The organism is Pyxidicoccus sp. M6, from assembly GCF_055568925.1.
The window spans coordinates 3,264,854-3,288,591 of sequence record NZ_CM145714.1; the positions used below are offsets into that span (position 1 = coordinate 3,264,854).

Annotated in this window: 15 protein-coding genes; 11 read left to right on the top strand and 4 right to left on the bottom strand. The window is 70.7% G+C overall.

From position 1 onward, the window contains the following. Genes ACVTJA_RS13730 through ACVTJA_RS13760 form a run of 7 tightly spaced genes read left to right on the top strand, consistent with a single transcriptional unit; the run spans window position 1 to window position 9,407 of the window. Window positions 1-1,431, top strand: coding sequence for a DUF3526 domain-containing protein (locus ACVTJA_RS13730; protein WP_465836809.1), 1,431 nt, complete (start codon window positions 1-3; stop codon window positions 1,429-1,431). Then, a complete protein-coding gene (locus ACVTJA_RS13735; protein ID WP_465836810.1) occupies window positions 1,428-2,804 on the top strand; it encodes a DUF3526 domain-containing protein in 1,377 nt (458 codons plus the stop codon). The genes ACVTJA_RS13730 and ACVTJA_RS13735 overlap by 4 nt, the downstream gene beginning before the upstream one ends. 33 nt (window positions 2,805-2,837) lie before the next feature. Next, window positions 2,838-3,755, top strand: coding sequence for a phytanoyl-CoA dioxygenase family protein (locus tag ACVTJA_RS13740; protein ID WP_465836811.1), 918 nt, complete (start codon window positions 2,838-2,840; stop codon window positions 3,753-3,755). A gap of 35 nt (window positions 3,756-3,790) precedes the next feature. Beyond that, window positions 3,791-4,609, top strand: coding sequence for a nicotianamine synthase family protein (locus ACVTJA_RS13745; RefSeq protein WP_465836812.1), 819 nt, complete (start codon window positions 3,791-3,793; stop codon window positions 4,607-4,609). A gap of 20 nt (window positions 4,610-4,629) precedes the next feature. Then, window positions 4,630-5,913, top strand: a complete 1,284-nt coding sequence (locus ACVTJA_RS13750; protein ID WP_465836813.1) for an ATP-grasp domain-containing protein — start codon at window positions 4,630-4,632, stop codon at window positions 5,911-5,913. A gap of 3 nt (window positions 5,914-5,916) precedes the next feature. Then, window positions 5,917-7,173, top strand: a complete 1,257-nt coding sequence (locus ACVTJA_RS13755) for an MFS transporter (protein WP_465836814.1) — start codon at window positions 5,917-5,919, stop codon at window positions 7,171-7,173. A gap of 5 nt (window positions 7,174-7,178) precedes the next feature. After that, a complete protein-coding gene (locus ACVTJA_RS13760) occupies window positions 7,179-9,407 on the top strand; it encodes a carbohydrate binding family 9 domain-containing protein (protein WP_465836815.1) in 2,229 nt (742 codons plus the stop codon). 83 nt (window positions 9,408-9,490) lie between these two features. Here ACVTJA_RS13760 and ACVTJA_RS13765 read toward each other — a convergent pair whose 3' ends face one another. After that, complete coding sequence (locus ACVTJA_RS13765) at window positions 9,491-9,640, bottom strand: hypothetical protein (protein WP_465836816.1); 150 nt, start codon at window positions 9,638-9,640, stop codon at window positions 9,491-9,493. 237 nt (window positions 9,641-9,877) lie between these two features. On the opposite strand from ACVTJA_RS13765, the gene ACVTJA_RS13770 reads away from it, so the two are divergent. The 3 genes from ACVTJA_RS13770 to ACVTJA_RS13780 all read left to right on the top strand — a co-directional run bounded on the left by ACVTJA_RS13770 (window position 9,878) and on the right by ACVTJA_RS13780 (window position 15,369). Beyond that, the gene (locus tag ACVTJA_RS13770) at window positions 9,878-11,533 is read left to right on the top strand and encodes an FAD-binding dehydrogenase (protein WP_465836817.1); all 1,656 of its coding nucleotides are present in this window, start codon (window positions 9,878-9,880) and stop codon (window positions 11,531-11,533) included. Between the two features lie 273 nt (window positions 11,534-11,806). Beyond that, window positions 11,807-12,034 (top strand): hypothetical protein, encoded by a 228-nt coding sequence (locus ACVTJA_RS13775; RefSeq protein WP_465836818.1) that lies wholly within the window; start codon window positions 11,807-11,809, stop codon window positions 12,032-12,034. A gap of 146 nt (window positions 12,035-12,180) precedes the next feature. Further along, window positions 12,181-15,369 carry a VWD domain-containing protein gene (locus tag ACVTJA_RS13780; RefSeq protein ID WP_465836819.1) on the top strand — a complete coding sequence of 1,063 codons (3,189 nt, stop codon included), beginning with the start codon at window positions 12,181-12,183 and terminating at the stop codon, window positions 15,367-15,369. 158 nt (window positions 15,370-15,527) lie between these two features. Here the strand turns inward: ACVTJA_RS13780 and ACVTJA_RS13785 are convergent, their stop codons facing one another. Next, window positions 15,528-18,488: a WD40 repeat domain-containing protein gene (locus ACVTJA_RS13785; protein WP_465836820.1), complete on the bottom strand. Its 2,961-nt coding sequence runs from the start codon at window positions 18,486-18,488 to the stop codon at window positions 15,528-15,530. A 339-nt stretch (window positions 18,489-18,827) separates the two neighbouring features. On the opposite strand from ACVTJA_RS13785, the gene ACVTJA_RS13790 reads away from it, so the two are divergent. Beyond that, window positions 18,828-20,165, top strand: a complete 1,338-nt coding sequence (locus ACVTJA_RS13790) for a neprosin family prolyl endopeptidase (protein ID WP_465836821.1) — start codon at window positions 18,828-18,830, stop codon at window positions 20,163-20,165. A 21-nt stretch (window positions 20,166-20,186) separates the two neighbouring features. Here ACVTJA_RS13790 and ACVTJA_RS13795 read toward each other — a convergent pair whose 3' ends face one another. Then, a complete protein-coding gene (locus ACVTJA_RS13795; RefSeq protein WP_465836822.1) occupies window positions 20,187-22,673 on the bottom strand; it encodes an ATP-binding protein in 2,487 nt (828 codons plus the stop codon). Beyond that, window positions 22,673-23,641 carry an ABC transporter substrate-binding protein gene (locus ACVTJA_RS13800; RefSeq protein ID WP_465836823.1) on the bottom strand — a complete coding sequence of 323 codons (969 nt, stop codon included), beginning with the start codon at window positions 23,639-23,641 and terminating at the stop codon, window positions 22,673-22,675. Before ACVTJA_RS13800 ends, ACVTJA_RS13795 begins: the two co-directional genes overlap by 1 nt. Window positions 23,642-23,738 lie beyond the last annotated feature (97 nt).

The following is a 23,738-nucleotide window of genomic DNA, read 5'->3' on the forward strand; positions in this document are numbered from 1 at the left end:
ATGGCCATGAATGCGCTCTGGATGATTGCGCGGCACGAGGTGCTGCGGGCCCTGCGCCACCGGACGGCGCGGGTGGGCATGGTGGCGCTGGGCGCGCTGGTGCTCGTGGGCTGCCTGCTGGGCGCGTACCGGCAGGCACAGCAGACGCGCGAGCGGGAGGCCCACCAGCAGCTCGTGCGCGCGCAGTGGGAAGGGCAGCCCGCGCGCCACCCGCACCGCGTGGCGCACTACGGCACCTTCGCGTTCCGCCCCGCCGGGCCGCTGGCCTTCTTCGACCCGGGCGTGGGCGACTTCGTCGGCACGTCGGTGTACCTGGAGGCGCACCGGCGCAACGGCCTCACCTTCAGCGAGGCGGCGCAGTCCGGGGAGCTGCTGCGCCTGGGCACCGCCAGCACCGCCTTCGTCCTCCAGTTGCTCCTGCCGCTGCTCGTCTTCTGCCTCGGCGCGGGCTCCGTGGCGGGTGAGCGGGAGAGCGGCACCTGGCGCCTGCTGTTGGCGCAGGGCGTGAGCCCCCGCGCGCTGCTGGCCGGCAAGGTGCTCGGGGTGTGGCTCCTGGTGGCGCTCCTCCTGCTGCCCTCGCTGCTGCTGGTGGCGGTGGGTGCCCTGCTGACGGGAATCCTGTCAGCGGGCGCGGACGCCCTGGCCCGCGCGCTGCTGCTCATGGCGGGCTACGCCGTATATGGGCTCATCTGCGCCATGCTCGCCGTGTGGGTGTCCTCCTGGCACCAGCAGACGCGCGGCGCGCTGATGACGCTGCTGGTGCTGTGGATGGGCCTGTGGCTGGTGGTGCCGCGCGCCGCCACGCAGCTGGCCGCCCGGCTCCACCCGGCACCCTCCGGCGCGCGCTTCGACGCGCAGCTGGAGGAGTCCCTGCGCTCCGCCGCGGACGGCCACAGCCCGAGCAGCCCCGCCTTCGCCGAGATGAAGCAGCAGTACCTGCGCCAATACGGCGTGGAGCGCGTGGAGGACCTGCCCATCAACTTCGGCGGCGTGGCCATGCACGAGAGCGAGGCCGCCACCCGCGCCGTCTTCGAGGAGCACTACCGCCGCCTCTTCGACTCCTGGCGCGAGCAGGACCGCGAGGCCCTCGTCCTGTCCCTCTTCAACCCCATGCTCGCGCTGCGCAACGCCTCCATGGCCCTCGCCGGCACCGACTCCCACCACGTCATCGACTTCGAGCAGCAGGCGGAGGACCACCGCTACGCCTTCATCCAGCGCCTCAACGCGCTGCACACGCATGAAATCCGCGCGGTGAATGACCGCGCGCAGCGGCTGGACGCCAGCAGGTGGAGAGACTTCCCGCCCTTCGTGTACCAGCGGCCCGCGCTCGCCCAGGTGGTGGCTCCGGTGGCGCTGGCCGGCACCGCGCTGGTGGGCTGGGCGGTGGCGCTGCTGGCCGCGCTGAGCCTGCGCCCCGGAGGGCTGTCATGAGCGCCCGGGGAATGCTGCTGCGCTACGAGGCGCGGAGGCTGTGGACGTCTCGCGCATCCGTGGCGGCCCTCGCTGGCGTGCTGCTCCTGGGGCTGGGCGCCATCGCCCTGGGCGTGGAGCGCACGGGGCAGGGCGCGCGCGGGGTGACGCTGCGCGAGCAGCGACTGGCGGAGCAACAGGCCCACCTGCGCGCGAGCCATGCGCCGGACGCCGAGCTGGGCCTCATCCTCTATTCCCTGGTGCTGCCCACCGTACGCGAGCCGTCCCCGTGGGCCGCGGTGTCCACGGGCCTCTGGGACGTCTACCCCGGCAGTCACTCCCTGCGGCTGTTGGGGCTGGTGCCGCAGCTGCACGCGCTGGAGCCGGACAACCCGGTGCGCCAGCTCACCGGGAGCTTCGACCTGGCCTTCGTGCTGGCCTTCCTGCTGCCGCTGCTCGTCATCGGCCTGGGGCACGACGCGCTCTCCGGGGACGAGGATTTGGGCACGGCCTTCCTGGTGCGCGCGCAGCCCGCGCCGGTGTCGCGCCTCGTCCTGTTGCGGCTGGGCCTGCGCGCCGCCGCCGTCGCCGTGCTGTCGCTGGTGCTGTTGGGCGCGGCGGTGGCGTGGACGGGCAGCCCGCTGGACGCGCGAGTGGTGTACGCGGCGTTCATCAGCCTGGGCTCGGTGGCGCTGTGGTTCCTCGTGGTGCTGCTGGTGGCGTCGCTGCGGCGCTCCTCCGCCTTCACCGCCCTGACGCTGGTGGGCGTGTGGCTGGGCAGCGCGGTGCTCGTACCAGCGCTGCTCAACCTCGGCCTGTCGCTGGGCTTCCCGGTGCCGGGAGGCATCGAGCTCACCCTCACCCAACGCCAGGAGATGAACGCGGGCTGGGACAAGCCCAAGCGCGCCACGATGGAGCCCTTCTTCGCGCGGCGTCCCGAGTGGGCCTCGACGAGCGTGCCCGAGGAGCGCTTCTCGTGGCCCTGGTACTACGCCATGCACGAGGTGGGCGACGCCTCCGTGGAGGCCCCGCTGCGCGCCTACCGCGAGCAACTCCAGCTCCGCGACACGTGGGCCGAGCGCCTGGCGCTGGTGCTGCCGCCCGTGAATGTGCAGCTGCTCTTCAACCGGCTGGCGGCCACGGACCTGGGCGCGCAGCTCGCGTACCGCGACAGCGTCATCGCCTACCACGAGCAGCTCAAGCGCCACTTCTATCCGCCCGTCTTCCAGGGCGCGCGGCTGGCCTCGCTCGACTTCGACGCCATCCCCCGCCACCACTTCCTCCCCCCGGAGCCCCGCCTGTTCCCGGGCCTCTGGGGGCTGGGCCTCGCCGTGCTCGCCCTGGCAGCGCTGGTGCCAGGCGCCTGCCGCCGCATGGACCGGGCCGTCTCGTGAGCTTCCCACCCCACACCCGCATGGGAGTACCGCTTGGAACCCTCACCCACCCGGGCCCATGAAGCCCTGACCACCCCCAGCTCCACGCTCGCGCCCACTTCCGGACGTGAGCAGCTGCTGCGCGATGGATACACCGTGCTGCCCGGTGTGCTGAGCACGGACGAGGTGCGGCGCTTCCGCGCGCTGGCGCAGCGCATCCTCGAGACCCAACAAGGCAGCGCGGAGTACCGCGAGAAGCACCGGGCCATCGGCAGCCTCGTGGACATCCTCCGCGAGCCCGGCTTCGTGGACCTCGTCTGTCACCCCGGCATGCGCTCGGGGCTCGCGTCGCTGGGCTACCCGGAGCTGCGCTACCAGCACGGCATCGTCTTCAACAAGCTGCCCCGCACGCCGCGCACCTTCTGGCACCAGGACGGAACGATGTGGGACCACCCGGCAGCCTACGAGGCCGAGCCGCTGGACCTCATCCTCATCTACTACCTCGTGGACACCACCCCCGCGAATGGCTGCCTGCGCGTCATCCCCGGCAGCCACCGGCGGCGCCACGCGCTGCACTCGCACCTGAAGGGCACGTACACGCCGGACCTGCGGGCGATGAAGGACCCCACGGCCCCCGCCTTCCAGCTCTACCCGGACGAGCAGCCGGTGCAGGTGCGCGCCGGCAGCCTCGTCGTCACCGACGCGCGACTGCTGCACGCCGCCCACGCCAACGACAGCGACGAGGACCGCACCGCGCTCAGCCTCTGGTACCTGCCCTCGTACGAGGCCCTGCCGGAGCCCCTGCGCGCCCGCTACACGCTGCGCGCGGGCGTGGATGACCGGCTTCCCTACCTGCCGCCGGGCTGGCCCGAGGAGGCCGCCGCGCGGCTGCGCTCCCTCCTTCCCCCCGCGTATGCCGGAACCGAGACGCCGCTGCCCATGAACAACCTGCCCGACGCGCGCCTGCGCTGAGCGAGAGACTCATGCTGCCCACACCCCACGATGACATGGCAGTCCAGGTGCACCGCGTCTATCAGCGACTGGCCACGGCCTCGTCGCTGGAGCCCTGCGACGAGGTGAACACGCTGTTCAGCGAGCTGGTGCGAATCTCCCTGTCGCCGCTGCACAAGGCCGAGGCCGCGCGGATGCTGGCGGACCCCGTCCTCGACGCCATCCGGGAGAACCTGTGGCGCGTCTGCGCGCGCGGCGAGTTCGAGCTGGAGCGCCAGTGGTCCACCCGCATCGTCGAGGCCGGGGACGCCTGGACCGAGCTGAAGCGATTCCCCTACTACGGCAACTACGAGAAGCTGGCACGACTGGAGGCGGCGGCCCTGCACGGCGCCGCGGCGCGCCCGCTGGAGCGCGTCCTCTTCGTGGGCAGCGGCCCGCTGCCGCTCACCTCCATCCTCCTGGCGCGGCAGCACGGCCTGCGCGTGGACAACGTGGAGATGGACGAGCGCGCCTTCCACGCCTCGCGCCACCTGGCGGAGCGGCTGGGCATGGCGCACCAGCTCGGCTTCCGCCACGCGGATGTCATGTCGTGCTCGGAGCTGGGGGACTACGACTGCGTCTTCCTGGCGGCGCTGGTGGGGATGAACCCGCGCGAGAAGGCCGCGCTGCTCCGGCACCTGGGCGCGTGCATGCGGCCCGGCGCGCTGCTGCTGGCGCGCAGCTCAGCGCGGCTGCGCGTGCTGCTCTACCCCGAGGTGGACATCGGCCGGCTGGCGCCCTTCGTGCCGCGCATGGAAATCCACCCCCACGACGAAGTCGTCAACTCGGTCCTCATCGCCGAGGTGCCCGCCGCGTCCACCCAGGCCGCGGCCTGAGCCTCCCCAAGAGACACATCATGGCGAACCTCCTGGTCATCGAAAGCTGGGTGCGCTCTGTCGGGCTCATCCTTCCGAAGAAGCTGCGCGCGCTGGGGCACCGGTACACCTTCGTCAGCCGCAAGCCGGAGCACTACACGGGCTGGGCCCGGGGCGCGGGCCTGCTGGGCTCGGGCGCGGAGCCGGAGCCCCACCCCCTCATCGCGCTGGCGGACGACGTCGTCACCGCGGAGACGAACGACGTCGAGCAGCTCCTCGCGGTGCTGAAGCCCCTGCACGAGCAGCGCCGCTTCGACGGCGTGCTCACCTGCTGTGACTACTACCTGGAGACGACGGCCCTCGTGGCCGAGGCGCTGAGCCTGCCGGGGCCGCCGCCGTCGGCCATGCGGGTGGCACGCTCCAAGCATCTGATGCGCGAGGCGTGCCGCCGCGCGGGCCTGCCGGGGCCTCGCTTCCTGGCCACGCCGGACCTGGAGGCCGCGCTCACCTTCGCGAAGGAGGTCGGCTACCCGGTGGTGCTCAAGGCGGTGGACCTGTGCGCCAGCGAGGACGTGCGCGCGGCACACGACGCCGACGAGCTGCGCGCGGCCTTCGCCCACATCCTCGGCCCGCCGGTGAACATCCGCGGCCAGTCGCGGCCCGGCGTGGTGCTCGTCGAGGAGTTCCTCCGCGGCGAGGAGTTCAGCGTGGAGACGTGCACCTGGCGCGGCGACACCACCGTCATCGGCGTGACGGACAAGAGCCTGGTGGGTTATCCGCACTTCATCGAGTCCGGGATGATGCACCCGGCGGACCTGCGTCCGGAGACGGCCCGCGCGCTCTCGGATTGCGTGCGCCAGGCGCTCACCGCGGTGGGCTACACGCACGGGCTGACGCACACGGAGGTCAAGCTCACGGAGGCGGGGCCGCGCATCGTCGAAATCAACGCGCGCATGGGTGGCAGCTACGTCTTCGAGCTGGTGGAGCTCGTCACGGGCGTGGACTTCTTCACGACCGTCATCGATCTGGCGCTGGACCGGCGCCCCGCGGTGCAGCCGCGCGCCACGGGCATCACCAGCGCGGCGGTGCACTTCCTGCTGCCGCCGCGTGGCGGCCGCGTCGTATCCATCCAGGGCGCGGAGGCGCTTCGCCAGGACGCGGACATCCACCGGCTGGTGGTGGACGACGTGGTGGGCAGGACGCTCCGCCAGCCCCAGGACAACAACGACTTCATGGGCCACGTCATCGCCGTCGACCGGAGCGGGCCCGGCGCGCGGCGCAAGGCCGAGTGGGCCGTGTCGCGGCTGGACATCCAGGTGGAGTGAGCCATGGCCGAGGCGACGAGTCCTCCGGTCCGCCCCGTGGGGGCGCTGGCGCAGCTGCGCGCGGCGAGCCCTCCGGTGCGGATGCTGCTGGCGTGCGACCTGGGCTTCAACCTGGGCTTCTACATGCTGGTGCCCTTCCTCGCGGGGCACCTCACCTCGCTGGCCGTCTCCGGCTGGCTGGTGGGGCTCATCCTCGGGCTGCGCAACCTGAGCCAGCAGGGCCTCTACCTCGTGGGGGGAACGCTCGCGGACCGGGGCGAGTACCGCTCGCTCATCGTCCTCGGCTGCCTGGTGCGCTGCGGGGCGTTCGCGCTGTTCGGGCTGTCGACGTCGGTGCCGGCGCTCGCGGTGGCGTCGGTACTGACGGGCGGCGCGGCGGCGCTCTTCACGCCCGCGATGAAGGCGTACCTGTCCGGCCTCCAGCGCGAGGAGCGGCCGGCGGCCTTCGCGCTGTCGGCGATGCTGTCCCAGGCGGGGGCGCTGCTGGGGCCGCTGCTGGGCATGGGGGTGTTGGGCTCGGACTTCCGCCGGCTGGCCTTCACGGCGGCGGGGCTCTTCTTCCTGTGGGCGGTGCTGCTGCGGCGATATCTGCCGGAGAAGCGCGGCACCGAGGCGGGGGCTTCAGCCCCGGTGTGGCGGGGCTGGCGCGAGGTGCTCGCGCACCGGGACTTCGTCCTCTTCGCGGCGGCCATGGCGGGGTACGCCGTGCTCTTCAACCAGCTCTACCTCGCGCTGCCGCTGGCGCTGGACTCGGCGCGGCAGGGGGCTCGGGGCGTGGGGTGGGTGTTCATCCTGTCGGGCGGGTTGATGGTGCTCTTCCAGGTGCGCGTCACGGCGTTCTGCCGGGGCCGGTGGACGCCCGCGTCCGCGATTGTCCGGGGCCTCGCGCTGATGGGCGCGGCCTTCCTGCCCATGGCGGTGCTGACGGCGCTGGGCCCGGGGGCGCCACGGGGAGTGACGGTGGCGGCGCTGCTCACCACCGCGATTCTCACGCTGGGGATGATGGTGGCCTTTCCTTTTTCCATGGACATGGTGTCGCGGCTGGCGGGGGAGCAGCGGCTGGGCACGTACTACGGCGTCTACTACCTGGCGGCGGGCCTGGGCGCGGCGCTCGGCAACCTGGTGACGGGCCATCTGCTGGAGCGCGGTGGCGCGGCGGCGTGGCTGCTGCTCGTCGGGGTGGGGCTCGCGTCGTCGGCGATGGTCGCGGCGCTCGGCGCCCGGGGGCGGCTGGTGGCGCGGGGAGTACAGGGAACATGAGGCGCATGTCACCACGCGTCGCGCCGCGGCTCCTGCTGCTGGCCTGTGCGCTGGGCTCGGCCGTCGCCAGCGCCCAGGGCCCCATGGAGCTGGGCCGGCTGTCCGGTCCCATCGTCATGGACGGCCGCCTGGACGAGCGGGCGTGGGAGTCCGTTCCGTCCCTGCCCATCGCCGTCTACGAGCCCGTCTACGGCAAGGCCCCCGCGGAGCAGACGGAGATTCGCATCGCCTACGACGACGGTGCGCTGTATGTGGCCGCGCGCCTGTCGGACTCGCTGCCGGACGACGTGCGCGGCAACTCGCTGTATCGCGACCAGTACAACGGCGATGACACCGTGGGCCTCATCGTGGACGCCTTCAACGACGAGGACACCGCGCTCTGGTTCTACACCACGCCCACCGGCATCCGCGTGGACGGCACCGTGGTGGCGGACATGGCCAGCGGCGAAGCGGACTGGAGCTGGAACGGCCACTGGGAGGCGGCGTCCCAGCGCACGGCGGACGGGTGGACGTCGGAGATGCGCATTCCCTTCTCCACGCTCGGCTTCCAGGACGAGGGCGGGCAGGTGGTGATGGGGCTCTCGGTGTATCGCTGGCTCGCGCGGCACAATGAGCGGCACATCTGGCCGGACGTGCCACCGCGCTGGCCGCGCGCCTACGCCAAGCCCTCGAGGCTCCAGGACGTGGTGCTGCGGGGCGTGGACGGCCGCCGCGCCGTCTACGTGACTCCCTACGCGCTGGGCGGCTACACGCAGCGCCAGCGTCCGGGAGACACGCGCACCCTGGGCCTCCAGCAGCGCGGCCTCCGGGCCGACGTCGGCGTGGACGCGAAGTTCGGCGTGTCCAGCAACACCACGCTCGACATCACCGTGAACACGGACTTCGCCCAGGCCGAGGCGGACGACGAGCAGATCAACCTCACGCGCTTCCCCCTCTTCTTCCCGGAGAAGCGCCCGTTCTTCCTCGAGCGCGCGAGCGTCTTCGCCTTCGGGCTGTCGGGCGACGGGCGCCTGTTCAACAGCCGCAGCATCGGGCTGGTGGAGGGGCAGCCGGTGCCGCTGCTGGGCGGCGCGCGGCTGGTGGGCCGCACGGGCGCGTGGGACTTCGGCCTGCTGGACATGCAGGCGATGTCCACCGGAGCACGTCCTACGGAGAACCTGGGCGTCGTGCGTGTGCGCCGCCAGCTCGGAGACCCGCGCTCCAGCGTGGGACTGATGCTCACCACCCGCGTCGACGGCGAGGGCCGCTCCTCACTGGCCTACGGCGCGGACTCCGTGCTGCGAGTGGTGGGAGACGAGTACCTCGGCGTGAAGTGGGCGCAGAGCACGCGCTGGGGCCCGGCGCCGGTGATGGACGTGGCCCCCGAGGTGACGCCGCCGTCGGGGCGGGGAGGCCGGCTGCTGGTGGACTGGCAGCGCCGCCGCGCCGCGGGGCTGAGCTACCGGCTGGGGCTCAACTGGGTGGCGGACGGCTACGTGGCGCCGCTGGGCTTCGAGCCGCGCCGGGACGTGCGCTGGGCGGACGGAGCGCTGCAATACGAGTGGCTGCTGTCCGAGGCCTCACCGCTTCGCCGCATCCGCCTGGGCACCACGGGCGAGGTGTGGCAGCGCAACTCGGACCGGGTGGTGGAGACCGCGCTGGCCGAGCCCTTCCTGCGCATGGAGACGCAGGGGGGCTCGGAGCTGGCGCTGTCGGGCTCCCTGCGCACGGAGGACGTGGCGAGTGAGTTCCTCCTGGGCGGAGACGCGGCGATTCCCGCCGGGCGCTACACCTTCCAGCGCGTCCGGGCGGAGTACGGAATGGCGAGCCGCCACCGGCTGCGCACGGATGTCGCCGTCGAGGTGGGCGGGCTGTACGACGGGCGGAGCGTGGGCGTGACGCTGGGGCCCACGTGGAACGCCTCGCGCCACCTCAACGTCGGGGCCGAGTACCAGCTCGACGCCTTCCGCGCGCCTGAGCGGGAACAGACGCTGGACTCACACATCTTCCGGCTGCGGCTACAGCTCGCGCTGGATCCGCACCTGTCGCTGAGCACGCTGGCGCAGTACAGCAGCGTGGTGAAGCGGGCCAGCTTCAACGCGCGCGTGCGCTACCACGTCCGCGAGGGCCAGGACTTCTGGCTCGTCTACGACGAGCGGCTCACCCGCGGCCTGTCCGACCCCGCCGAGCGCGTGGCGCCGCAGAACAACAACCGCGCGCTGCTCCTCAAATACACGCACACGCTGGTGTGGTGAGTGAGCGGGGCGGAGCTGCCCGCCCTCCCACGCGCAATCGTGGGAGAAGCGGGGGAGGGCTGCTGACGGGGGCGGCCGTGGCGCTATTCACCATCACCCTGGGCGAGGCCGCGGATGAACATGATGCCGCCCCAGATGATGGCGCCGTACCAGATGAAGCCTGTCTTGACGATGAAGGTGAAGATGACGCCGGCCGCGCAGATGGCCAGGCCCGTGAGTGCTCGCGAGTTCATGGAGAGTCCCCCTCAACCCGGCAGCCAGGTGGCTACCGGTCCATGGCGTGTGGGGCGCCACGGACGCGGTGAATCCTTGCACGCCATCATGAACCGCGTCCACCCGGCCCGGGACCTCGTGTTCCAGCGACAGGGATTGGATGACCCACGCCGCGTACGGCAAGTCTTTCACCGCCGTCCCGGGTTGTTCCCTATCATCCGTCATCCACTCGAAGGGGACACCTGGAGGTACGCCGGATGGGACAGGAAGCGGACGTCATCATCGTGGGCGGTGGGTTGGCGGGGCTCGTCGCCGCGACGGAGCTCGCGGACGCGGGCAAGCGCGTCACGGTGTTGGACCAGGAAGGAGAGCAGAGCCTGGGTGGACAGGCCTTCTGGTCCTTCGGCGGGCTGTTCCTGGTGGACTCGCCCGAGCAGCGGCGCATGGGCGTCAAGGACTCGCATGCGCTCGCGCTGGAGGACTGGCTGGGCACGGCGGGCTTCGACCGCGAGGAGGACCATTGGCCGCGGAAGTGGGCGGAGGCCTTCGTCGGGTTCGCCGCGGGCGAGATGCGGCCCTGGCTCTACCAGTTGGGGATGCGCTGGTTCCCCGTGGTGGGCTGGGCCGAGCGGGGTGGCTACGGGGCGGTGGGCCACGGCAACTCGGTGCCTCGCTTCCACGTGACATGGGGCACGGGGCCGGGAGTGCTCGCGCCCTTCGTGCGGCGGGCGCAGGCGGCGCGGGAGAAGGGGACGCTCACGTTCCTGTTCCGGCACCGGGTGGATGAGCTGCTCGTCCAGGCGGGCGCGGTGGTGGGAGTGCGGGGGATGCGGCTGGTGCCCACGGACGTGCCGCGCGGCGTGAGCAGCCCGCGGGAGACGGCGGGGGAGTTCGAGCTGCGGGCCTCGGCGGTCGTCGTCACGTCGGGAGGCATTGGCGGCAATCATGAGCTGGTGCGCAAGAGCTGGCCCTCGCGATTGGGCCCGGCGCCGAAGTTCATGGTCCAGGGCGTTCCCGCGCACGTGGACGGGCGGATGATTCCCATCACCGAAGCGGCGGGCGCACGGGTCATCAACCGGGACCGGATGTGGCATTACACGGAGGGGCTGCGGAACTGGAATCCCATCTGGCCCCAGCACGGCATCCGCATCCTGCCCGGGCCCAGCTCGCTGTGGCTGGATGCGACGGGCAAGCGGCTGCCACCTCCACTGTTCCCGGGCTTCGACACACTGGGGACGCTCGAGCACATCTTGAAGACGGGGCACGAGCACTCGTGGTTCGTGCTGAATCAGCGAATCATCAAGAAGGAGTTCGCGCTCTCGGGCTCCGAGCAGAACCCGGACCTGACGAACAAGGACTGGCGAGGGGTGCTCAACCGCGCGGTGGGCCAGAAGGCGATGGGGCCGGTGGAGGCCTTCAAGTCACACGGCGTGGATTTCGTCGTGGCGGAGAACCTGCGGGCGCTGGTGGCTGGGATGAACACGAAGACGGAGACGCCACTGCTGAACTACTCGACGGTGGAGCGGGAGGTGCTGGCTCGAGACAGGCAGTTGGACAATCCCTTTGGCAAGGACCTCCAGATTGCGGCCATCCGCCAGGCGCGCTCGTACCGGGGGGACCAGCTGGTGCGCACGGCGAAGCCCCACCGCATTCTCGACCCGGAAGCGGGGCCGCTCATCGGCGTGAAGCTGAACATCCTGACGCGCAAGACGTTGGGCGGGTTCGAGACGGACTTGTCGGGCCGGGTGTTCGGGACGAATGGGCAGGTCATTCCCGGCCTCTACGCGGCCGGCGAGGTGGCGGGGTTCGGCGGCGGCGGAGTGCATGGCTACCGGGCGCTGGAGGGCACCTTCCTGGGAGGGTGCATCTTCTCCGGCCGCGCGGCGGGCAGGGCGCTGGCGGGGACGGTGTAGCCACAGGCGCTACGACTCCGCCCGCCTTGTGACGGTTCAGGTCACAAGGCCCGACCGGCCTCACGTCATTCCAAGACATTCCACGTTGGCACGGCGCCTGCCTGTCGGCGCGCGTCCAACGAAAGGGAGTCTCCCGTGAAAATGTTTGCCGGAATGCTTGTCGTGCTGGGGATGATGCTGACTGCCTGTGGGCCCATGTCCAATGAGGACCCTGTTCTCGAAGAGCAGGCCACGCTTTCCGAGGGCTCGGTCAATCCAGACGGAAGCAGCAGTGTGACCCGCGATGATACGACGCAGCCCCGTGACGCCACCGCCGTCATCCAGCTCCCCACGTGCGGCTGTGGCCAGGATGGCTGCTGCTCCGAGGTGTGTTATCGGGACCCGGACTGCGGTGTCTGCGTCGTGGGCAGGTCGTGCACCTCGGACAGCCAGTGTGGCGGCTACCTGACCGGCCGGTGCAACGCCGTTACCAAGAAGTGCTCCTGCCTCATCCTCCCGTAGTGCCCGAGGGGAAGGGGAGATTTCTCGCCCCTTCCCCTTCGATGTCAGCGCGGTCAGAACTCGAAGAGGTTCGACGCGAACGTTCCGCGCGGGAATGCGCCGGCCCGGCCTTGGAATGTCGTGGCTCCATCCTCGAAACTCGCCCGATGGCGAGCTCACATCGAAGCCTGGAAGTGACGGTGGTGCTGGCGCTCATGTGCGCCACGGCCGGGGCCGCTGGCTCCAGCACACCCCTCGTGCTGACGGTGTCCACACCGGCCGAGCGCTACGCTATCGGCGCGCCGGTTCCGCTCACCGCCAGGGTGACCAACGCGACCGGCACTCCCTGCGGGCTGGCGTCGCACCCGGATGCCGCGCTGCGTGTCGCCAGTGTGTCTGTCGACGGCAAGCCCCTTACGCCACGGTTCAGCCATGCGCTCTACGAGCATGGGCTGCCCTCGGCGGTCCGCGCGTCGCTCCGCGCCACCCAGCCCGGCGGCAGCGTCGAGGTGACCCGCCTGGTGAGCACCATGGAGGCGGGCACCCAACGCCTCCTCCTCATCGACGTCGAGCCCCTGGCCGATGGCGACGCGCTCGTCTCGATGTGGCCCATCGAAGGTCCAGGCACCTATCAGGTCTCGATGCGGTACGAGGTGCCGGCGGTGGACGCGAAGCCCGCCGTCTGCGCCGGCTCCAGCAACGTCGCGTCTGTCTCCTTCACCATCGGCGCCGCCCCGTCCGCCACGGAAGCGCCGGCCGGTGGCGGAATGCCATGGCTGGCCATCCCGGGCGTGGCGGTCCTGCTCGTCGGCGCGGTGCTCACGGGCTGGCTCCTGTCCCGGCGGCGCCGCTCCGGCCGGGCCTACGAGGCGCGACTGGTGGGCAGCCTCGCCGTCATCGTGCTCCTCGCGGTGGGGCTCATCACCGGGGTGCCTACGCCGGCACGCGCGGACCTGCGCATCCCGGTCGAGCCGGAGGGCTTCGCCGGCCAGGTGCAGGCTTGTCTGCGCGTCATCCGCGACGCCAACCACACGCCGGAGACCCGGCGCATCATCGACATGGTCGACTCAGATGACTCGCCGCCCATCACGCTGGTGTACACCGACGGCGGGTCGAACACCTTCGCCACTCCAGACAGCCCGGCTGGCCCCGGCTCGTCCTCCATCACCTGGAACCCGCACTCGCGCGCGTCATACGAGCCCGGCGTCCCACGCGACCCCTGCACGTCGCTGTTCCATGAATTGGCGCATGCGGCGCACATCGCGGACGGCTCGGCTGTGCCGGCTTCCACCCTGTGCGGCGACACCTGCATTCCTCGTGAGGAGGTCATCATCACCCAACTCGAGAATGCCTACCGGGCAGCCAATGGCCTTCCTCCGCGCACCGAGTACCACGGCCACCCGCTTCCGGCAGACCTCTCCGAATGTGATGAGCCGTCCGAGCCGAGGCCCGGCCCCGAGCGCATCTGCGGGGACGCCCGGGCCGAGCACTACTCGGAGAATGGCTGCGCCGAGTCCACCGGGGACCCGCACCTGACCACGTTCGACGGCGTCCGGTTCAGCCCGCAGGCAGTGGGGGAGCTGGTCCTCGTGGAGCCGGCGGGCGGCCGGACTGACTTCAGGGTCCAGGTGCGGCAGAGCCCGCTCGGCCCTTCCCGCCGCGTCTCGGTGAATACCGCTGTCGCCGTCAGGGTGGGGGCGGACCGGGTGACCCTCTCGCTCACGTCCGGCGGCGTCACCGTGCGCCACGACGGCGCGGTGGTGGCGGCGAAGCGCGGAGTCTTCACGCTGCCTGGCGGCGGCACCCTCGAGCGGAGCCCGTCGTCGCGGCGCTGGGCACCCGATGGCGTCTCGGTGAAATGGCCGGACGGGTCGGCGGTGCGGGTCGACCCCATCGGCGCGGCGGGCCTCAAGATTCAGGTCCGGCTCGGCGCGGAACGGCGGGGCGCCGTGCGCGGTCTGCTCGGGAACTTCGATGGCGTCGCGGACGGAGACCTCGTCACGCGGGACGGGGTGCGCATCACCGACCCGAAGGACCGCACGCAGCTCTACACGCAGCTGGTGGAGAGCTGGCGCGTGTCGGATGCGGAGTCCCTGTTCGACCGTGCGCCGGGAGAGAGCACGGCGACGTTCACCGACCTCTCCTTCCCCGACGCCGTGCTCACCGTCGCGGACCTCGACGCGGGCGCACGGGAGCGCGCCACCGCGGCCTGCGGCATCGCCGGTGTGGTGGACTCCGTGCTCCTGGAGGACTGCGTGCTCGACGTGGCGGCCAGCGGGCTCGCGGTCTTCGCCTCCGCCGCCGGGGATTCCCAGCAGGACCTCATCGCGAGGCGCGCACCGGAGCGTGACGGCGGGAGCTCCGGCCCCGTCCTGACCTTCGCCGATGGCACCACGACGGTGCCGCTCGACGGCGACCGGGCCACGGTCGAACTCACGGCCCCGGGCGCCGTCGGTCAGGTGACTTTCGAAGCCGCCGCCGGGCAGGTCGTCTACGTCGTCCTCGATGACGGCACGTTGCCTGATGGCTGCGGCACCGTGCGGCTGCTTGGCCCGGATGGCGCGTCGCTGCGAACGGGCTGCCTGTCCCGAGGCGCGGGCGCGCTGGAGCGCACGGTGCTCGAGAAGGCCGGCCGGTACTCGGTGGTCATCGACCCGCGCGGGGGCGCCACCGGAAGGTTGTCGCTCCGCGTGGTCACCGCGGTGGACGACGAGCAGGTGGGCACGCTCGGGGGCCCGCCGGTGAGCGTCACGGTGCGCGAGCCCGGAGCCGAAGGCCGCGTGGTGTTCGACGCGACAGCCGGGCAGAAGGTGTTCGTGCAGGTGGACCCGGTCGCCGGAGCAGCGCCCATTCCCAACCAATGCGGGGTGCTGGTGCTGCGGGGGCCCGGCGGCGCGACGCTCCGGTCCGGATGTCTGGATGATGGCGCGGGGGATATCGACGCGCTCGAACTCGCCGACGCGGGCCGGTACACGGTTCAACTGAATCCGTCGGCGGAGGGGACGGGGACGGCGCGGGTGCGCCTCATCGCGGCGGCGGACCAGCGCGGGAGCCTGAGCCTCGGCGGCCCGGCCGTGATGGCTCGCATCGAGCAGCCCGGTGCCGTGGCGCGGCTGGCGTTCTCCGGGAGCGTGGGACAGCGCATCTCCGTGCTGCTCACGAAGGCCACGCTGCCGGACATGTGCGGAGAGGTCCGGGTGCTCGACCCGAAGGGCCGGGAGGCCGCCAGTGGATGTCTGCGCGGCGGTGAGGGCAAGGTCGCCGTCACCGTGCGCACAGCCGGGACATACGAGGTGCGGGTGGACCCGCGGGCGCGCGAGACAGGGACGGTGGAGGTGCTGGCTCGGGAGGAATGAGAGTCCCCCGCTTCCTTGCCCGGAGTTCAAAGCCGGAGCGGTGAAGCGGGAGTTGGAAAAGGTCAATCCGTCGCGGAGCTGTTGCAGTGACGCAAGCGCGTACATCAGCTCGAGATGGCGGTGGTGACCCGCGAATTCCTGCCTCCCGGTCCCAACAGCTACCGCGCCAGCTCGTACACGTGGGACTTGAGGTTGAACTCGTACCTGCGGTCCTCCTCGGACGAGCTCGCCTCTCCATTCGAGCCCGTCCCGCGCACACGCACGAGCAGGTCGGGCAGGTCATCGTGCTCGTCCTCCGGAGGAACTCTCACGAGCGCCGCTTCAGGGCACTCCGGCGCCGTCCCACCGTCCTCGCTCGGCTTGTCACAGCGGCCGTCGGGCCCCGCCGGCACGAGGCCCTCGATGAAACCCACCCTGGCCATGACCATGACCGGCTTCTTCTCCGACCAGGGGAGCTCGTCGGACAGGAGCACCACGCTTTGCGACGGCGTGTCCGCCGAGCCACCTGTGAACAGCCCCACGAGGAAGCCCTTCACGGACGTGTTGAGGACCACTGCCTTCGAATTCCCCACGACGCCGTTGGAGCCCAGCTCGGTGATGACCCGCTGATGCTTCTCCATCCGCCAGCCTTCCGCAGAGCGTGAGAACACCGCGCCACCGAGGAGCGCCGTGGACGACGGACTCACGGGCTCGGAGCGGGTCTCCGTCAGGAGCAGCACCTTCTCCTCCCTTCCCTCCGTGTAGGTCACGGAGTGCAGCGGGCGCACGAGGAGGTGCCCGGGCGCGAAGTGCTTCAGCGCTTCCAGCTGCGTCTTCTCCTCGGGCGTCGGTACCCAGGGGGAACCTCCCTCCCTCGGGTCGAACGAACCGTAGAGGAGCCGCATGGCCCGTGAGTCCTTGAACTCCCCCTGGAAGACGCGGGGAGGGAGGGGCGCATGGAGCTGCAGCTCGCCCAGACCCTCCGAGCTCTGCTGGAGGAGCAGGTCCGCGCCCGGGCTGATGGCGAGCACGCTCCCTCCGGAGAAGCCCTCGTCCCAGAGCCGCTCCCTGGCGGTGTTCAGCACGCGAGTCACTCCGTTCCTGTCCCTCAGGACCGCGAGATGACCGGACCCCGTGAAGACCGCCTCCCGGAAGGTGGGGCCGCTGATGGTGGTGCGCAGGGTCAGCTCGGCCTTCTCCGCATCGAAGCGCACCACCGAGAAGTTCGGCGTGTCCCCGTCATACGCCAGCAGGACGGTGCTGCCATCCGGAGAGAGGGCCGAGGCCGTGATGACCTGGCCGATGCTCCGCTGCGCGAGCCGCTTGCCGGTCTTCACGTCCCAGACGGAGAGGGTGTTGCCGCTCTCGGTGAAGAGCAGGGGAAGGTCGGGATGCAGACCCACCAGCCTGTCCACTCCCTTGAACATGCGCGGCTCCGTCAGCTCCTGTGTGGCGAGCACCTGTCCGGCATCCGCCCCGTCCCCTTGTACCGAGGCCGTGCCACGGAGCACCCGGACCTGCACATCGGAGTAGCCGAGCTGTAGGGCCATCATCGAGCCATCGCGATTCAGCTCGATGCGCTCCACGGACCGGACGTCATGGATGGAGTCGAGCTGTGCTCCCGTCCACGCATCCAGCACCAGGAGCGACTTCATCCCACGAGGCATCATGGCGATGACCCTCCCATCCTGGGAGAAGGCCACCATGGCCCGGTACCAGTCCTCCAGGGAGGTGCGCTGGCGGAAGGTCTTCTCGGAGAGGACCCGCCCGTCCTCCCGTGAGACGCGCCGGACATCCCAGTCCGTCACCACCGTGAGCGTCTCTCCATCCTCGTCGAAGCGGGCCGCCCTCCAGGCCGGGTCGAAGGACACGAAGCGCTCGCCCTCGATGGGGCCGTCATACGGCTCGAGCCTGGGCGGCGCGCCAGCGGGCTCGGGCAGTGGCGGCCACTTCCCTTCGGCTTCCATGGCCTCCAGCTCCCACTTGAACGCGGAGTCGTAACCTTCGAGCACGCGGAGCAGGAACCTGCCAATCGTATCGGCCGTGCCGTCCTCGTAGCGCCGCAGCCAGAAGCCCACGTCGAGGTAGTCGAAGTCCTTCTGCGCCATCCCCGCCTTCTCATGGAGCGCCAGCTTCAGCGCCACGGCCCGGTAGAAGTGGCGGCGGTCCGTCGCGGGCTCCCCGTAGTCGTAGACGGAGTTGAAGTTCCGGAAGGAAACCTCCTCCTCCTCGCTCACACTTTCGCTCTCGGCCTCGCCCTCGCCCTCGTTCTCGGACGCCTCGTCGACCTCCTCGCGAATCCATGGGTAGCGCTCCGTGCCCTGCGCGAGCGCGCGGTCATATGCGCGGATGGCTTCCCGGTGACGGGCAACCGCCCGGTACAGCCGCGCCTGGGCTCGGACGAAGGGGCGGAAGAGCGGGTACACCTCTCGCGCCGCCTGGCCCAGGAGCGGCACATCGGGCGGGACGTAGGCCGCCGCGAGGAGCAGGCCGAGCGACTCGTTATCGTAGGCATGCGCCTCCTCGTCATAGACGGCGGAGCCGACGGCCTCACGCACCTCTTCGAGTGGCCCATACCGCGTGATGGACCACAGCGAGGAGCTCTCCCGGCCGCGCGTGAGCATCCGCAGTTCCGGCGTGCGCAGGGCGAGCACGCGCAGCGGCTCGGGGTCGGGGTAGGGGCCCGCGGGCGCAGCCTCGGCGGCGCGCGCGAAGAGGAAGCGCGCGATGCGGGGCATCAGCGCCTCGTGCAGCTTCGCGATCTCCCGGCGCCGCTCCAGCGCCCAGTGCGCTTGATTCATCCGCTCCCGCGCCTGGGGGGCTCGCGGGTTGCCGTACTCGTGGCCCTCCGGGTACTTCGTGAGGAATGCCACCAGCGCGGGCCCGTCATCCTCGGGGTCCGGGGTGGCCAGGGCGCCCTGCTCGAGCGCGGCCCAGTCCGCATCCAATTGCTCGAGGTACTTCTTCCGCTCGCGCCCACAACCCGTGGCACAAAGGCAGAGCAGCAATGCCATGGCGAGCGCGTTGCGAAAAGCCGACACGGGGGCGGTCCCCCTGTTTCTTCTCAAGTCGTCCTTGATGTCTCCGAGGACCTTGCGAGTGATGCCGGCCACCAGATGGAACTGCCTCAGAATCCCCATGTCCTTCGAACTCCCCCTCTACCGGCCCGGCGCTGGTCCGGGTTGCAGCCAACGTCCTGGATACCATGCTGGGGACGCGCGGGGGCAGGAGGCCCTCCGTGGAGAAGGCGACGCACAGTCCTTCGGGGATTCACTGCCAGGGATGTTTCCATCACATCTGGGCTGTCCACGGGTGTGGGAGCCTCTCAATCGCTGACGCGGAGGAAGTACCTCGCCGCCAACGCAAGCAGCCCGTGAGCACCCGCAGCGCCGCTGGAGCGGCCCGGCCCACCGGGAAGAAACGAGGCAGCGTTCGTTGGAGGGATGTCGGTCCCAACCACCTCCGTCCAAGGAAGCGCCATGCTCCGGAAGTCCTCCGCCCTGTGGGGTGTCACCCTTCTTCCCCTGTTGCTGTCCGGCTGCGGCCCGCAGGAGACCCCCACCTCCGAGGCCACCGGGGCCGCGCCCTCCGCGGACCGGACCGCGCGCTCTGCGTCCCCGCTCACCGATGAGGAGCTGGAGCTGCGCCGCGAGCGCATCCGCGAGTACTTCCAGAAGCGCCTGGCCCGGCTGGACATCGTGGCCACCACGAAGACGGACTCGGGGCAGCTCATCGACTGGGTGCCCGCCCCGCGCGACGTGCCCGAGATGCCGCCGCGCCCCGACGAGAAGATGCCAGAGGGGACGAGGCCGCTGCCCGAGACGTCGGGGCCCGAGGACAAGGACGCGCCCGTGCAGACGGAGCTCCAGCTCCAGCCGTGGGCCCAGGGCCCTGATGGCACCGTGCCCGTCGTCCGCTTCGACGTGGAGAACTATCTGCGCCTGGAGACCGAGCCCCCCGAGAACCCGGAGGACGTCTTCAAGCGCATCCCCCAACCCTCTCCGGCCTCGAATGACCGCTACTACGGCAACTGGAACAGGAGTGGCGGCCCCTTCTTCGGCAGCGCGGCCATCATCAACATCTGGGACACCTCCGGCCCCGTGGACAACGAGACCTCCATCGCGCAGGTCGCCGTCATGCGGGGCAGTCCCCTCCAGGCCATCGAGGTGGGGAAGATCGAGCTCGAGTCCCTCAATGGCGACAAGCATCCCCACCTCTTCACCTACTTCCGGACCGACGGTGCCGAGGACGGTGACTGGGAGGGGGGCTACAACCAGTTGAGCGATGGCTGGCAGCAGGTCAGCAAGAAAATCGTGCCCGGCGCCAAGCTCATCGGCATGAGCTCCCAGGGGGGCACCCAGCGCATCATGGACGTCGAGGTGCGCCTCCACCAGGGCAACTGGTGGGTGTGGGTCCTGGGCGAGTGGATTGGCTACTACCCGCGCTGCAAGGACAACGACCCGTCCCCCACCTGCAAGGAAGAGGGCTTCCTCTTCTCGACGGCGGGCATCCGGAACAACGCGGACAGGCTCACCTGGTTCGGCGAGGTCTACGACTCCTCCGCGCCCGAGGCCACGGCGACGCAGATGGGAAGCGGCCACTTCGCATCCGAGGGCTGGAGCCACGCCGCCTACTTCCGCAACCTCACCTACTTCTGGGGCCCGACCACCTACTGGTGGTGGGACGCCAGCACCAAGCCGGTCGCCACCGATGCCAAATGCTACTCCGTGAGCGAGCCCACCTTCAGCAGCACCTCGAGCACGAAGAATCGCTTCTTCTTCGGCGGACCGGGCAAGGCGTCCTCGGGCTGCCGCTGAGGAGAAGCGCGCGCCCGGGGCTCAGGCGCCTGCCGGTGACACCTGCTCCCGCGTCACGTCCAGTGCGGGTTCGAGCGGCAGCTCGACGGTGAAGAGGGCCCCGGCTCCGGGCTGACTCTCGACGTGTATCTCTCCCCCGAGCGCGTGGACGATGGCGCGTGAGAGGTAGAGGCCCAGTCCCAATCCGCCGTATTGCCGGGCGGAGACCGCCCGCTCGAAGCGTCCGAAGATGCGCTCGAGGTCCTTGGCGGCGATTCCGATGCCGTGGTCCCGGATGCTCCAGCGTGCCCTGCCTCCGGATGAGGCGACGTGGAGCTCCACCGGCTTGCCCACGCCGTACTTCAGCGCGTTGGTGAGGAGGTTGGTGAAGACCTGCTCCAGATACGCCCGGTCCCAGTGGCCGATGGTGGGCCCCTCGGTGGAGACGAGGAGCTGGCACCGGGCGAGGCTTGCCTGCTCGGAGAAGCGCTCGACCAGGTCCCAGGTCAGCTCCCCCATGTCCACCTCTTCCAGCCGCGGGTCGAGCCGGCCGGAGCCGAGGCGGGTGACGTCGAGCAGGTCATCGACGAGCCGGGACAGGCGCGCCACCTGTCCGAGCGCCTTGTCCACCTTCGGGAGCAGGTGGGTGCAGGTTGCTCCATCGTGAGGCGAGGCCAGCGCGCGCCGGAGCGTCTGCAGGTGCAGGCGCAGGGGCGTGAGCGGGGTATGCAGCTCGTGGGAGGCCACGCTGAGGAAGTCTTCGCGCAGGCGCACCGCGTCCTGCGACTGGCGGTAGAGCCGGGCGTTGTCCATGGCGACCGAGGCGCGTCGGGCGAGCTCCCCGGCGAGCGCCAGCTCGAGCGGTCCGTAGTGGAAGCCTGGCGTGCTCGAGACCAGCAACAGGGCCGCCAGCGCCTGTCCCCGCACGGTGATGGGGAGGGCGATGGCGGTCCTGGTTCCGAGTCGTTGCAACAACCTCGAGTACTCCCCATCGGAGTTGACGGGGTGGAGCAGCGCCTGGGTGGCTTCGTCCTCGAGGAGTGGCTTGCCGGTGCGCAGCACTCGCGCGGTGGGCCGGAGCGGATTCCGAGGACGCCCGGCCAGCTCGCGGAGCAGTTCCCGCCGGGCCGGGTCCTGGTGCACCTCGGCCGCGGAGTGGAGCACGCCCTCGTCGTCCACCGTGTCGATGATGCACCACTGGCCGAGCTGGGGAATGGCCAGCCGCGCCACGCGCTCCAGGGTGCGCTTCTCGTCGAGCAGCTCCGCCAGTTGCGTGCCGACGTCGATGAGGAGCGCCTGGGCCTCCTCGGCGCGCTGGCGCGCGGTGATGTCCACGAACGTCGCGACGGCGCCGATTCGCCGGCCCCTCTGGTGCATGGGGTAGGACCAGCACTCCACCGCCAGGCGTGTGCCGTCCCTGCGCCAGAGACAATCCCGCTCGATGTGGTTCTCGGTGCCGGCTCTCAGCGCTTCGAGGATGGGGCACTCGCTCGGGGGATAGGCCGTGCCATCCGCGCGGGCGTAGTGCCACGTCGCGTGCGCATCGACCCCCAACAGCTCCCTCGCGTCCGAATAGCCGAGCATCCGCGCGGCGGAGCGATTGACGAAGGTGCTGCGTCCGTCGAGGTCCATCCCGAAGATGCCCTCGGCGACGGAGTCGAGCAACAGCCGGACCTGGGCCTCGCTCTCCTCGAGCTGGGTGTGGGTCGCGCGGAGGCGCTCGCCCATCTCGTCGAAGGCGCGCCCCACCACGGCGAGCTCGTCGCTTCCGGAGAGCCCGCTGCGCGCTTCCCAGTCGCGCGCGGCGAAGCGACGGGCGGTGGCGACCAACTGGTCCACCCGGCGGGTGAGGACGAAGTGGAAGAAGAGCCAGAGCAACACCGCGAGCCCCGCGAGCGCACCACTGCGCCGCAGCACGCTCATCCACACGAGGTTGCGTGTCTGCGCCTTGAGGGCGGTGAGGTCCCGCTCGACGGCGAGCAACCAGACCGTCGGAGGGGCGAGGTGCTCGGGGCTCGCGGGGCCCATCACCGGGAACCAGGCCACGATGCTCTGCCCTCCCGGCGTCACCCGGACGCTCGGGACGAGGTCCTCGCGGGCCCGGTGCGCCCGCTGTTCCTCTTCCCGGTTGAACAGCCCGGGGGAGAGCTCCCGGGCCTGCTTGCCTATCTCCACGCGCCGTGTCGAGGCGAGCACCGTGCCGGTGTCATCGATGAGCAACGCCCGCTTCACATGCGTATCCGCGCCGAGACCGGCGACCTCCTCCCGGACCCGCTCGTGCTCGCGCAGCCGCAGGAGGAGCTCCAACTGGTCCTGCTTCTCGCCCAGCAGCCGCGTGAGTCCCTGGGTGGAGCTCTCCTCCACGCGGAGGGAGGCCAGGCGCGAGTTCTGCTGGAAGTCCAACAGGCCCAGCGTGACGGCGAAGAGCAGCAGCACCAGCGGGATGGTGAGGCGCAGCGGGAGTAGAGGGGGCAGCCTGTGTGGGTTCGCAGCCCGCTCCCCGGTGCCGCCGCGCTGGGGACGCTCCATCACTGGCGCTCCTGGAGCGCCTCGAGAGGGCGCGCGTCCAGCATCTGCTCGGTCCGCACGGGTTCGCGCAGCAGCCCCTCCTCCAGCATGAAGCGTTGGAGCTGCCGCCCCGACTCGATGAGGGGGGAGGAGGGCCCCCGTAACAGGGAGAGGTTCTCCTCCACGGAGAGCAGCCGCAGCCCGTTCAACATGGAGGCGAGCTCGGAGGGGCTCGTGTCGAGGCGGGGGCTCATCCGCGCCACCGCGTCGTCCGGGCGCTCCTTCATATAGCGCAGGGCGCGCCGCCACCCCTGGAGCAGCTGCTCCACCTGCTCGGGCTTCTTCTCGAGGACGTCCTCGCGCACCACCAGCATGTCCACGATTTCTCCAGGGAGCTGGCGGCTGTCGAAGAGCTCGTGGGCGCCCGCGGCGCGCAGCTTGGCCACGAAGGGCTGATAGGTGACCACGGCATCCACCTGTCCCGACTCATAGGCGCGCAGTTGCTGATCGACAGGTATCCGGAGGATTTGGATGTCCGAGGGCCGGAGCCCCGCCAGCTCCAGGGCCCGGCCGAGCACGTAGATGCTCACCACCAGGTCTTCCACCGCCACGCGCCTGCCCCGGAGGTCCTCGAGTCGCTTCACCCCCGGACGCGCGACGATGGCATCCGCGCCTTCCGAATAGTCGGTGATGAGCACCACCCGGGGCTCGAAGCCTTGTTGCTGGAGTTGGAGAGCGATGTCGAACGTGACGAACGCCGCGTCGAGCATCCCATTGCGGAACTCGCGGTTCGTCCCGCCCTGGGTGGTGGAGTACTCCACCAGGCGAATCGAGCCATCGTCGATGTAACCGAGGTCCCGCGCGAGGAAGATGGGCTCGCTTCCCGGCCAGAGGAGCGTGGCAACGCTCAAGGGCTCCTTCTCTTCGCGGAGGCAGGCCGGCACGGCGAGCAGCAGGAGCAGACTGAATACCCGGGCGAGGTTTTGCACGGACTCCCCTCCTGAGAGCCTCGTCAAATGCTGGGGACGCCGTGGGGTGACAGCAAGCCGGCCGGACGAAACCGAGCGCTCGGAGCCTTACCCCGGT